This is a genomic window from Acinetobacter sp. YH01018 (assembly GCF_013420295.1).
Classification (GTDB): domain Bacteria; phylum Pseudomonadota; class Gammaproteobacteria; order Pseudomonadales; family Moraxellaceae; genus Acinetobacter.
Genome location: NZ_VOYL01000004.1, coordinates 61,475 through 74,253 on the forward strand (window position 1 = coordinate 61,475; position 12,779 = coordinate 74,253).

Genomic DNA, 12,779 nt, shown 5'->3' on the forward strand with positions numbered 1-12,779 from the left:
TCCTTTTAAAATAAAAGCTGTCTTGTGACCAAAACAAAATTTCACTATCTTAGATTAAAACTTTTCGCAGCTTGGATGCGTTTATGCTGACACATTTAACTCTCATCAATTTTGCTTTAGCTGATCACTTAGCCATTGATATTGAAAAAGGTTTCAATGTCCTGACGGGTGAAACCGGGGCGGGTAAATCGTTATTACTGGATGCCCTGTCTGCCTGCCTGGGTGAACGTACCGATACCAATTATGTACGTTTCGGTTCGGATAAAGCCGATGTGACGACCATTTTTAGTTATCAGGAACACAGCCCTGAAGCCCAATGGTTAAAAGCACACGAGTTGGATGATGAGTCAGGCGAAATTCATTTACGTCGGGTGATTTTTGCTACAGGTCGTAGCAAAGCCTGGATTAATGGCCGTCCAAGCAGCTTGTCAGAGCTGAAAGAAATTGGGCGTTTGCTGGTACAACTCTATAGTCAGCACAGTCAGCAGCAACTGTTAGAACCGCCCTATCCCAAGCACTGGCTCGACCGTTACAGCAACTTTTATCAGCCTGCGCAAGATGTTCGTAATGCCTATAGCACCTGGCAAAAAGACATTCGCCAGCATCAAGCCGCTTTGGATGCTCAAGCAACCCGCAAACAGCGGATCGAAACTTTAGAGTTGCAACTGGAAGAACTCGAATACATTACCCAGATTGACTATAAAGAGATTGAACAGGAATTTGACCGTTTAAGCCATCATGAACATATCATGCTTGACTGCAGTTATAGCTTAAATGTGCTGGATGAAGCCGAACAAAACCTGACCCAGGAACTTTCTTCAATTATTCGTCGTCTGGAATCACATGCTGGTCGTAGTGAGCAGCTTGCTGAAATCTATAATTCACTGATCAATGCACAAAGTGAAATTGATGATGCAACGGCAAACTTGCGTCAGTTTATCGATCGCCAAAGCTTCGATCCTGAACGGATGGAAGAATTGAACTCACAACTGGAAATTTTCCACCGTTTAGCGCGTAAATACCGCACTCAGCCAGAGACACTAAAAGAAGAATACCAGGCCTGGCAGACAGAATTGGAACAATTGCATCAGCTGGAAGACCCGGAAACCCTGGCTGAACAGGTCGAGTTATCGCATCAGGAATTTTTAGCCAAAGCACAATATCTGGATGAAATTCGCCGTGAAGCCGCAATCCCCTTGGCAAAACAACTGACTGAACAGGTCAAGCAGCTGGCTTTGCCAGAGGCCTATTTTGAATTCAAGTTTGAACCTTTGGAACAGGTTGGTGCCGAAGGGCTTAGCTTTATTCAACTGCTGTTTACTGCGAACAAGGGTATTCCGCCACAGCCTTTGGCACGGGTCGCTTCCGGAGGTGAGCTGTCGCGTATTGCCCTAGTGATGCAAGTCATGAATGCGGAAAAAACCGAAGCGGAAGTGCTGGTCTTCGATGAAATCGATGTCGGGATTAGTGGCGGTACTGCAGAAATGGTCGGCCGTTTGCTGGCTGATTTGGCCCAGCATGTACAGATCTTATGTATTACCCATCAGGCTCAGGTGGCAGCACAATCCGATCAGCATCTACTGGTGAAAAAGCGTCAGACCGATCCGGCCAGCAGTACCATCATTAATCTTGCAGAAGAACAGCGCATTGATGAACTGGCCCGTATGACCGGCGGCGTCGAAATTAATGATACGACCCTGCAACATGCCAAGCAGTTACGTCAACTTAAGTTTCAACAGGTATAGGTTTGAGGTTTAAATCACAAAAAATGATTGGCGAAACCCAATTAGTTTAGTAACTTGGTCATAAGCGCTTAGTTAATTTAATCAGTTTTTGATTTTAAGGGGGAATGGCTTAGATGACTAAACAATATCTGACACATCGCTGTCTCATTGCACCTCCTGATTTAGCCGATGACTTTTTTGCCAATACGGTAATTTATTTGGCACGCCATGATGAAGATGGTGCACAAGGCATTATCATTAACCGCCCATCCGGTCTTTCAATCAAGGAATTGTTGAATGATCTGGAAATTGAAGCGGACAATGTCAATCCTCATGCAGTCTTGCAAGGGGGACCTTTGCGTCCTGAAGCCGGATTTGTGCTGCATACCGGTCAACCGACCTGGCATTCATCCATTGCTGTGGGCGAAAATGTCTGTATTACCACGTCCAAAGATATCCTCGATGCCATCGCCCACAATGAAGGCGTTGGACGTTACCAAATTGCTTTGGGTTATGCCAGCTGGGGCAAAAACCAGTTAGAACAGGAAATCGCACGTGGTGATTGGCTGATCTGTGATTCTGATATGGATTTGATTTTTAACTTACCTTATGATGACCGCTGGGATGCTGCCTATAAAAAAATGGGCCTAGACCGCACCTGGCTATCATCAGAGATTGGACATGCCTGATTTATCAAAACCGCACATGATTATGGCATTTGATTTCGGTACCCAGAAAATGGGCATGGCAGTCGGTCAATCGCTGATTGAAAGTGCCAATCCGCTTGCCTTGTTTCCGATGAAAGATGGCATCCCGAACTGGGATGCTTTGCTGAAAATCGTCAAACAGTATCAACCGAGCTTATTTTTGGTCGGTTTACCGTTAAATATGGATGATAGTGAATCTGAACTTTCTGCGCGTTCACGCAAATTTGCCCGACGCTTGCGTCATCAGACCAATATTGAAACATTGATGGTCGATGAGCGTCTGACTACCCGTGAAGCACGTGATGAACTTGACCAGTATCAGTCTCAAGGTCGTGGCAAAAAACTGGCGGCTGACAGCATTGCAGCTGCGCTATTCATCGAAAGCTGGTATCGCAATCCACAAGGGGTAGCACCTTAAAGATAAAAAATATCTTTTAGAATAATGCCAGTCCGTTCAATAATTGACTGGCATTTTTATTATAAATTCAGCATTCTGTTTGATACACGGAAACGTCATCCGCAATTGTTTGAGGCAAGATTACATAAAAAAGTGGTTGTTTCTGCGATACATTCTTTAGTTGATGGTAATGGACGAGTTTTGCGGATGACAAATGGTTTTGGTTACTTTTGCCAAAACAAAAGTAACATACGAGCTCCAAAAATTTGATTTAAGGAAGCAAGACTCTGTCGTGAACCACTTAAAAAATTAAGGCGTTGTTACCAACTCCTTAGATCAGCATTAATCTCTCGTATGCTTTTTTTGAAATGAACAAGGGCTAAGTTATGGCTGATCTTTTTTCAGGATATGTACGGTTACAGTACGTCCTGCCACAAAGGCCAGCTGGTTCTTCGGCAATTCATCAATCATAATTTTTACTGGTACACGCTGTGCCAGACGCACCCAGCTAAAGGTTGGATTCACATTGGCAAGTAATCCCGTAGTGGATGTACGTTCGCGGTCTTCAATCCCGGAAGCAATGCCCTGAACATGACCTTTGAGTTTTTGTGAATCGCCCATCAGCTGGACCGTTGCAGGAGCACCAACATAAATCTTGTCGAGTTTAGTTTCTTCAAAATACCCCACCACATACAGCTGCTGACGGTTTAACAGTGCAGCCACTGCCTGCCCGACTTTGACATAGTTGCCTTGTTGTAATTCAAAATTGGATAAGGTGCCATCAGCCGGTGCCACCACTTCAGAGCGGTTTAAATTTAGTTCGGACAGGTGCAGATTACTGTTGGCTACTTCAATCAAGGCTTTTTGCTGCACAATATTGGCTTTGGCCTGATCAATCGCAGCCAGCATTTGCTCATGTTCGGCATGTGACTGATCTCGCGTTGCAAACATCTGGTCCTGTTCCTGTTTTGAAATCGCACCCTCCATAAGGTTGGCATAGCGGTTGGCATTTTTATCCGCCAGATTGATATTGGCTTGAGATTTCACCAGATTGGCTTTGGCCTGAGCCAGTTCTGCTTCGGCAGCAGCCAGGCCTGCCTTGGCTTTAGACAGGTCCGATCTGGCCTGTTCCACATCCAGGGCTTGACGGGCCACATCAATTTTAAACAGCACCTGCCCTTTTTTCACAGTCTGGTTATCTTGCACCAAGACCTCGGTGATCAAACCCGCAACATCTGAAGAGACTTGAATCACATCGCCGCGTATTCGGCCATCACGGGTCCATGGCTCAGAATTGTAATAATCCCAGATATGTTTTACCGCCAAAATTGCAACGACAGCGACTATAGTAAATAGCACCGGTCGGACGACTTTACGCAAGTCTAAAGATGTCATGGAAAACCTCATTCATTTCAAAAAATGTCTGCTTAGCCCAAGCAGACAATAAAACCCCAATGCATTAACCACAGCAGCGCAAGATAAATACAGAGATAAAAAATATTCGGCAGCGGAATCCAGCCCTGTTCCACAACACGGTCAAGCACGCGCATCACTACACGCAGTACAACGTAGGCCAGAACCGCCTGAATCAGCAGAATCGGGACATATACCCCATAGACATTTAACTCACCCATGGACAACTTCTCCAAGTTGTATCTCTTCTTTAAGCTGCGCTGGTTCATGACATAAACTGCTGCGAATATTGTTTAAAGACATCTGTATTCGCCAGGAAGTTTCAGCATGTTCCAGTTGTTGTGCCTCTTTTTTCAATTGGCTGATTTTTAAAATAACCTGCTGATGAAGCTCTGTAATCAGCTGTTGTTGCGCATTTTCTTTGGCACGAAAATAGTCATCCAGACCTTGTTGCAGATCTTCCAGACTCACCAAAATGGCTTGCTCTGAATCAAGTCGATGCATCAACTCTTGCAGACGGGTCAGGTCAATCACGGCACTGGTTTCCACCAGGGCCAAATTAATCTGAGTCTTTAATTTTTCCGACTGCACCATCTTGGTATTCAATATTCCAATCCGGTCCAGCATACTGCGTAAATGAATACGAAACGGCACGCCATAAGGAAGATATAAAGCCTGACGAATGGCCTTGTAATGCAGCGACAGAATCCGCTGTACCGTAATTTCAGGAGACATCGCCCGAACCAGATGAATGATGTAAATCGAAATAATCGGCCCCAGCACCGAACCGATGGTGGCATCAAAGAAAAAAACCTGATCCAGCGTGTAATGGTTTTGCAAGTTCAAGCCCATGATGGTTCCCATCAATAAGGGCAAGGCAATCCCGGTGAGTGGCGGATGAGGAAACATCATCAGGCAATAGATCACAAAAGGGGCCAGTACCAGTGCCAATTCCCAGAACGAGGTCACGTGCGGAAAAATGCCATAGGCATAAATAAACACCATCATCCCTGCATAAATATTGCCACGCACAAACATCTTCAATGCCGGTACCGGGTTATCTATGGCAGTTAAAATACAGGCGCTGATCGCTGCCATTTCAGCCATCATAAAACCGGCTTTCCAACCACTGAGTATCCAGAATCCTGTCGCGATGATCACCACAATAAAAGCGGAAATTCCGCCCCGCACCGCAACCCCATGGTCACGGTATAAATTGGGATAGGTGGTGCTCAGGGGTGTGACGCTTTCTGGCAATGAAGCATCGCCCTGTTGGATGCGTTGCCAAATTAGTCTGATGGCACGAATATTTTGAATGAAATGGCGGATATCCATTTTCAGGCTGGCCAAAATCACCTGCTGTTCAGCAGGTACGGTGGTCATTAAACGGGCAAAATCCTGCTCAAAATTTTCAGGCAACAGATTTAAGGTCTGTTCCTGAATATCCTGATCATCTTTTAAAAATGTGGCGCTATGATCATGAATCACCTGAAGCTGGACACGGTATTGCCGATCCATTTGATCCAGCTGTTTGATCCGTTCGGCCATCGCCACCAGGTTGGCTACCAGCATGCTCAGTTGATGTAGCATCTCCTGTAGGGGTTTGGTCATGCCCTGCAAGGTCGATTTCTCATAGGACAAGTGCACTGCCATGACATGAATTTCAGCAATATCACGGGCAATCTGACTGAGTGCGGTACTGTAATTTCCCAGTTCGGAGGGATTGAGTAAAATCTGGTCAAATAAAGTTTTGGTGTCTTTAAAGGTTTTAGATACCCGTGCCGCCACGGCTGGCCCAATATGCAGCGGAAAAATTGTCGTAGTCACAATAGCACTACAGACCACCCCAACCAGAATCTCTAAGAAGCGGCCCACGGCCATATCAAACATCGATGCCGTATCGATGCTATAGATAATGTTATAGCTGATAATAACCGTGGTATATCCCGCCAGCATAAATACATAGCTACGTGGAGTCCGGTCGAGCAACGAGATATATAAACAACCTCCTACCCATGCAGCTAAAAATAAAGTGAACAGCCACGGCGTGTTGATTAGTAGCGGAGTCACTGCCACAGAAACTACCGCACCCAACAAGGTGCCCAGTGCACGATACATACTTTTGGAAGAAGTCATCCCGGAAAAGGGATTGGCAATCACAAAGACGGTCCCGATTGCCCAGATGGGATAGGCCAAATTCAGTGCAAAAGCCACATACAGCGCAAGCATGCCTGCCAGAAACGTTTTAGTCGCAAAAATCCAGTCCATCTTGTTGGGACGAAATGCGAGTACTTGTTTAGTAAGCAGCATGGGTTGATCTCAAATTAGGGGGTTACTTCCTCTGCCTGATTTTTGAATGACGACTACAATGCACGATCTACCTGGAAGATGGATCGTGTAAAAATAGGGAGGTTTAAACATGCCTCAGATGAGCGTCATTCAAAACGAATGGAGAAGATTTCACATCATCCTGTTGATGTGAAATAGCACAGGAAAACAGCCAGCCTGAAAAGGTTGAAAATTCACCATTAGACATTTATTTTTATTATTTTTTCAAACAAAGCCCATAAAGTCAATAATAATATCTTATTGTGATAATTAAACATAAATTAATAAGACCTATTAAATGAATATTGCCTGATTTTCTCATGCTCACCGTAAAATATTTTTAGATGAGGTACAAATACAACATTAGCTTCACAAAAGCCCTGCTCTACCTAATTTTTTGTTATAAAGTAATACTTATTCGTTTTTCTTTTTATATGCTTTGACCAAGCAGGTACTTATGGCACTTTCTAGTTTTGGTAAAATTCTTACCGTTTTGGATCTCTTTTCAGTGTCTCGCCCGATCATTAATGTCGATATCATTAGTGAGGAATTAGGACTCTCTAAACCCACAAGTTACCGTTATTTAAAAGAATTGGTTTCGGCAGAATTATTACAACGCCTCAGTGGAACTTCAGGTGACTACACACTAGGTTCTAAAATTGCCGTACTGGATTACATTTCCCGTACCACGGACCCTTTGGTACAGATCAGCATTCCCTTTATGCAGCAAATTGTAGAACGTACCGAATTCGGCTGTCTGCTCACGCATTTAAATTACGATTCATGTATCGATATTCATCACGAACTATATAAAGACCTGACCACGCTGATTTATGGTCGTGGTTGTCCTCGCCCAATCTATAAAGGCTCTTCTGCCAAGGTGATTCTGGCACATTTACCCAAACAGCGCGTTTTGGATTATTATCGGCGCTTTGTGACTGAACTGTCTAAAGTTGGCTTTGCACATAGCGAAGAAGAATTTCTGTTGCAAATGAAACAGATTAAAAAACAGGGCTATTATTTCTCGAGTGGAGAAGTCGATCCAAATCTGGCCAGTCTTTCTATTCCAGTGAAATTTTCTGCTAAGGAACCGCCTTTGGCCTTGACCCTGTTAGGCTCGAAAAACCGCTTTGAATTTACCAATTTCCAGAAGTTGATCGAAATATTACGCGACAATGCCAGTTTAATCGAAAAGAAATTTATGACCTTGACGCATCAGGAAGACATATTTTAACTTGAGGAACAGCAATACATTTTAATCTAAAAAATGTTGAATTCATTATTATATTCTCATAATATGATTATTGTTCTTCATCATCCAGTGTTCCATGATAACGTGATGCCATGTTAAAACTCTCCCCAAATTAAAAAAGCTCATCACAGGATGGGCTTTTTTATGCACTTATTTCCAATATTCTATTGCTTCTCATGCGGATAAAAATAACGGAAAGTCAGATTCACCCGTGGCTCAATAATTTTCACCGATTTCCTTAAAGTATGCTTCCAGTACTGCTGAGTCTTGCCACGCATCACAATCAGCTGACCGCTCTGTAACAGCACATCAACTTTGTCTGGCTTTTGCTTGTGCTTAAAACTGAATTTCCGGGTTGCCCCAAAACTTAAGGAGGCAATCACGGTTTCCTGACCTGTATTAGATTGCAATGTAGACTCATCATCACTATGCCAGCCCATGGCTTGAGTGCCATCTTCATACAAATTGGCAAGACAGGAATTAAACGCATGGCCAACCAAATTTTCGATATGCTGCTTTAAACGGAATAATCCGGGTGTCCAGACATGAGCTTGCTTGAATGTACCTGAATAATGATATGGGTAATTTTCATCGCCATACCAGGCCACTTTGCGTGCAGTTTTATAGTGTTTTCCATACAACAGTACTTCATCATGTTGCCAGGCCAGATGAGCTAAAAAATACTGCAAATATTGTTCACTCTGCTGAGGTGTTAAAATCAGGCCATAGTCTTGCACAATGCCGTCATAGGGCAACAGATTGGCTCGGACTTCAGGCTCAAACAATTCAAAGTTCATCGGCAAAAATAAATCTAAAATTCATTTTATTCTAACGAATGATTTCTGTTCACAATTGAGAATATTGTATGCGCTTGTGACATAGGCTATCAGGCTTAGTCTCAAAAAAATTGCATATGAATTTATGACACTTATTTCAAAAAATTCAGCCTTTTGTCCAAACCTACAGCTTACTGGTCATCGAATTTGACCCTGATTGCTTCCTTCACCGCTCAGGTCAAGGCGCTAATTGCAATATGCGGTTAATAGTATTAATCGACTGATTGAATCGGGGGTTGGGGCTGCCTGAAGGCTGCCATATTCTGATCACCATCTCTGCCATTTTACTGGCTAAAGAAGTCATCAATGCCTTAGTGCAATTAGGGCAACAATTTTATGGGGAAAAGCTGCGTATTAGCGGATGCTGAAGAAGAAACGCATAGTTGATTATATTATGAATATTTTTATAACAGCGTGCTCACATGATCCCTTTTATGAGCGAAACTCGTTTACTTCTTCTTAGGGCAAAATTAAATTTTAAAATAAATCATTCATAGAAACATGGTCTTTCCGCTTGGCTCCATTCCCAAACCATAGCTGATAACCACCTAGTCATGAAGTCATGAGCAATAAAAAAAGCCTGCAAATTGCAGGCTTTTTATTTAATTATGAGAGTAATTAACGCTGAACTTTCTGTTCAATCTCTTCGACGCTGGTATGGCGAACATCTAGCCCTTTGACCATATAGATAACCTGTTCAGAAATATTACGGGCATGGTCACCAATCCGCTCCAAAGAACGCAACACCCACATCACATTAATGACCCGTGAAATATGACGCGGATCTTCAATCATATAAGTCATTAAGGTACGGGTCGCAGACTGGTATTCACGGTCAATATCGGCATCCGCAAGCAATACTCGTAAAGCCTGATCAACATCCAGACGTGCAAAGGCATCCAGCGCATCATGAATCATCACACGAACCTGATTACCAATGTGACGGGTTTCCATATAGCCACGTGGAGAACTGCCTTCTTCACATAAATTTTGTGCAATGCGGGCAATTTTTGCCGCTTCATCGCCAATACGTTCCAGGTCGGTATTGGCCTTTGACATGGCAATCACCATACGTAAATCAATCGCAGCAGGATGACGGCGTGCCAGAATCAGGGTCAAGGCTTCATCAATCTCGGTTTCCATACGATTGACTACATTATCCTGAAATTGCACTTCAATCGCTAAAGCGGCATCAGTGTCTAACAGGGCATGAATACTGTTGGCCACTTGCTGCTCGACCAAGCCCCCCATGGTCATAAACTTGGTATTTACATCTTGCAAATCTTCATTAAATTGCGAAGAAATATGGTGATTTAACACCGGATTGTTTGGCAAGGGACGTACTCCACAACAGCGATTTTAAAATGAATGATCTTGTTTAATATTAAAGCATACCTACTATGAAGTTTTTATGACAAAAACTGCAAGATTAGCTGACTGGCTTGAACGACTTGTCAACCAGCCAGGCATTCATTTCTTCAAGGTCTTTTTCGGTCAATTTACCGACCGATGCTTTTAAACGCAGCACATTAATCAAATAATCATATTTTGCATTTAAATAATCCTGTTTGGCAGAAAAAGCGTTGCGTTGTGCCAGCAGCACATCGACCATGGTTTTTAGACCTTCCTGATATTGTGCTTTAGAGGCTTGGGAAACCACTTCCGAAGAGTCCATTGCGGCTTTTCGTGCCTGTAATTTGGCTTGATCAGTTTCTACCTGCATATAAGATTTTTTCACATCGGTGCTGGCTTTGCGAATTGCAGCCTCCAGCTGGGATTCGCTTTTCTTCACATTCACCGCGGCTTTTTGAATGGATTTTTGCGTTCTGCCCCCGGTATAAACATTCCAGTTCATCTCTACGCCAATCTGGTCAAACTGGCCATCACTGGATACCACATTTTGCGGGGACTGCTTGATATATCCATACGTCCCTACTGCCTCAATTTGTGGATATAAGGCAGCTTTTTCTACCCGTTTCTGGTCTTCTGCATAACGCTGCTGGATACGTGCCTGCTGAACAGAGAGATTCTGACTCAGTGCCAGCGCTGTCCAGGCATCCAGATCAGCAGGATAAGGCTTTTGAAATTGAAAATCGTCTCGGAGTACGGCCAAATTTTCTTGATAAGGCCCGATTAACTGGGTCAGCTGTTCCTGTGCCAAAACCAGTTGTACATGCGTGGCAATCCGGTTAGCCCTGGCACTTTGATATTGCGCATTGGCCTCACTAACATCGCTTTTTGCTACCAGTCCTTCTTTTAATTTGGCATTCATCACATTCAGCTGTTCAAACAGGGCTTTTTCTTCCTGCAGATTGGCTAGGGTTAAACTCTGCTGACGCAATATATTAAAATAACTTTCCGAGACGTTTAAAATGTGTTCCTGGCGCTGTAATTGTAAAGTGATTTCACTCAGATTAACGGAAGTTTTGATCTGCTTTAAACCTTCCCAGGCATCCCAGCGAAATAGTGGCTGACGAGCAGTAATGGCAATTTGTCGAGTAGTGGACGAGGAAGCCGTAAATGCATCTGCCGGAAAACCCGGAATACTGCTATCACTGCTCTGCTGGCTTTTACGCACCACATTTCCAGAAACAGTCACCGTTGGCAATAAATTCCCTTTGGCAATGCCCAGATTGAGTTGATCTGCTTCATACTGTAAAAGATTGGCTTGCCAATTGGGATCGCTGTTTTTCGCCCGTTGATAGGCTTGCACCAAATCCAGAGCATGACTCCATGGACTGAACAGCAACACATATGCACCAATGACTATTTTAATATCCATTTTTTATCGTAAATCCCAACCTGCGACCATCCATAGACATGCATATTTATAATAAAAGCTATGCAATATTAAAATGATCTGCTCAATTTTCCGTATGATTTTTATTAATTTTTGCCATCTGCTCAGCTGTTATTCATCAACCTCCACATGACTGCTCCATCATCACAGCACGTAACCAAAATCCTTCACAACACTACACAGACAAAGACTTTTTCAGTTATACAATACCCGCATACCCTGCAAATCATTGCCGCATGTACCCGATATAGAATGACTGTGCCGTTAAAAACAAAATTTTCTGTTAAGCAATACTTACCTTTCTTTATTTTTATCCTTCTTATCGGGTGTCAAAAACCCGAACCTCAACCTATTCAAGAACCGGTACAAAAACAATCACAACAAGATGAAACGGTAGATTTAACCCTATTATGCAAAAATCTTGAGAAAAACATGCTGGCCATTAATGCGGAACGCACCACTTTTGCCCTGGAACAGATTAATCAGGATCTCAAGTTATGCTTGCCGCTGTCTACCTTAGCAGAACAACAACATTTATTAAAACTGTCCAATCAAATGTACAACAACTTCCTTAGCGTGGATAGAACAGCGCCACAGCAAGTTGCTTTCGAAGAGTATGCTTTTGATTTATCGCAGCATCCGACCATTCAACAAAACCGTTTTGAACAACTGACGTTACGTGATCAATATTTATTAAAACATAAAGGGCAAGCTTATATAGAGCTGTATGATCGCGGTAAAGGCCAGATCAATTATCGCCGTAGCCCCGAATATTTAGCCAGAATTTTTGCGCCTTATATGCCGCAAGCCGAACAGGTCTTTATCGAAAATCTGGCGGCACAAAATACGCTGCCGGTATTTTCAGAGCATATCTTGATGATTGAACCGCATGAAATTGTGACCCGGGCTTTATTCTGGGAAGAATATTTAAATCAATACCCGAAAAGTAGCTATCGTAAAGATGCGGAATATCTTTTACAGATGTATAGCCTGTTTTTATTTAAAGGCATGCATGATTCGCCGGTCTCGGATACTTACCTGGATAAATATGCAGTACAAAGCAGTTCAATGGATGAAATTGAAAAATTAGCCCAGGTCAAAAACTCGCATTTAGCCGTTCAAGCGAGCAAGTTTCTGCAATTTCTACAGTTATCCGAACAGCAGCGCTTACAAGAAATTCCTGTTCAGCTTAGCCTTAAAGAACAACTGTCGATGTCTGAAAAACAGCTCGCACTCAGACAGTTAGATGAATATTTGGGTTTACAAAATCTGAGCCTTTCCAACCCGCGTGACTGTTTTAGTGATGCCGTTTGTGTTTAAGC

The 12,779-nt window shown here is 43.1% G+C and carries 11 protein-coding genes and 1 pseudogene; 6 read left to right on the forward strand and 6 right to left on the reverse strand.

Annotated elements, in window-relative coordinates; all coding sequences use genetic code 11:
- Window positions 1-83: 83 nt before the first annotated feature.
- The 3 genes from recN to ruvX all read left to right on the forward strand — a co-directional run bounded on the left by recN (window position 84) and on the right by ruvX (window position 2,849).
- Complete coding sequence (gene recN / locus FTT83_RS02640) at window positions 84-1,745, forward strand: DNA repair protein RecN (protein WP_086195200.1); 1,662 nt, start codon at window positions 84-86, stop codon at window positions 1,743-1,745.
- 113 nt (window positions 1,746-1,858) lie between these two features.
- The gene (locus FTT83_RS02645; RefSeq protein WP_086195199.1) at window positions 1,859-2,413 is read left to right on the forward strand and encodes a YqgE/AlgH family protein; all 555 of its coding nucleotides are present in this window, start codon (window positions 1,859-1,861) and stop codon (window positions 2,411-2,413) included.
- Window positions 2,406-2,849 carry a Holliday junction resolvase RuvX gene (ruvX, locus tag FTT83_RS02650; protein WP_086195198.1) on the forward strand — a complete coding sequence of 148 codons (444 nt, stop codon included), beginning with the start codon at window positions 2,406-2,408 and terminating at the stop codon, window positions 2,847-2,849. Before FTT83_RS02645 ends, ruvX begins: the two co-directional genes overlap by 8 nt.
- 363 nt (window positions 2,850-3,212) lie before the next feature.
- On the opposite strand, the gene FTT83_RS02655 is transcribed toward ruvX, so the two are convergent.
- From FTT83_RS02655 to FTT83_RS02665, 3 genes are read right to left on the reverse strand one after another with little or no spacing between them, the layout of a single operon-like run.
- On the reverse strand, window positions 3,213-4,223 hold the full coding sequence (locus FTT83_RS02655; RefSeq protein WP_086195197.1) for an HlyD family secretion protein: 1,011 nt from the start codon (window positions 4,221-4,223) through the stop codon (window positions 3,213-3,215).
- Between the two features lie 32 nt (window positions 4,224-4,255).
- Window positions 4,256-4,462, reverse strand: coding sequence for a DUF1656 domain-containing protein (locus tag FTT83_RS02660; RefSeq protein WP_086195196.1), 207 nt, complete (start codon window positions 4,460-4,462; stop codon window positions 4,256-4,258).
- On the reverse strand, window positions 4,455-6,551 hold the full coding sequence (locus FTT83_RS02665; protein ID WP_180176190.1) for an FUSC family protein: 2,097 nt from the start codon (window positions 6,549-6,551) through the stop codon (window positions 4,455-4,457). The genes FTT83_RS02660 and FTT83_RS02665 overlap by 8 nt, the downstream gene beginning before the upstream one ends.
- A gap of 475 nt (window positions 6,552-7,026) precedes the next feature.
- Between FTT83_RS02665 and FTT83_RS02670 the strand changes: the two genes are divergently transcribed.
- Complete coding sequence (locus tag FTT83_RS02670) at window positions 7,027-7,803, forward strand: IclR family transcriptional regulator (protein WP_180176191.1); 777 nt, start codon at window positions 7,027-7,029, stop codon at window positions 7,801-7,803.
- 182 nt (window positions 7,804-7,985) lie between these two features.
- Here FTT83_RS02670 and FTT83_RS02675 read toward each other — a convergent pair whose 3' ends face one another.
- A complete protein-coding gene (locus FTT83_RS02675) occupies window positions 7,986-8,618 on the reverse strand; it encodes an alpha-ketoglutarate-dependent dioxygenase AlkB (protein ID WP_180176192.1) in 633 nt (210 codons plus the stop codon).
- 143 nt (window positions 8,619-8,761) lie between these two features.
- On the opposite strand from FTT83_RS02675, the pseudogene FTT83_RS02680 reads away from it, so the two are divergent.
- Window positions 8,762-9,013, forward strand: a pseudogene (locus tag FTT83_RS02680) (ABC transporter); the annotation flags it as partial.
- A 262-nt stretch (window positions 9,014-9,275) separates the two neighbouring features.
- Here the strand turns inward: FTT83_RS02680 and phoU are convergent.
- A complete protein-coding gene (phoU, locus tag FTT83_RS02685; protein WP_086195193.1) occupies window positions 9,276-9,992 on the reverse strand; it encodes a phosphate signaling complex protein PhoU in 717 nt (238 codons plus the stop codon).
- A gap of 94 nt (window positions 9,993-10,086) precedes the next feature.
- Window positions 10,087-11,439 (reverse strand): TolC family outer membrane protein, encoded by a 1,353-nt coding sequence (locus FTT83_RS02690; protein WP_180176193.1) that lies wholly within the window; start codon window positions 11,437-11,439, stop codon window positions 10,087-10,089.
- A 270-nt stretch (window positions 11,440-11,709) separates the two neighbouring features.
- Between FTT83_RS02690 and FTT83_RS02695 the strand changes: the two genes are divergently transcribed.
- A complete protein-coding gene (locus FTT83_RS02695) occupies window positions 11,710-12,777 on the forward strand; it encodes a hypothetical protein (RefSeq protein ID WP_180176210.1) in 1,068 nt (355 codons plus the stop codon).
- Window positions 12,778-12,779: the final 2 nt, after the last annotated feature.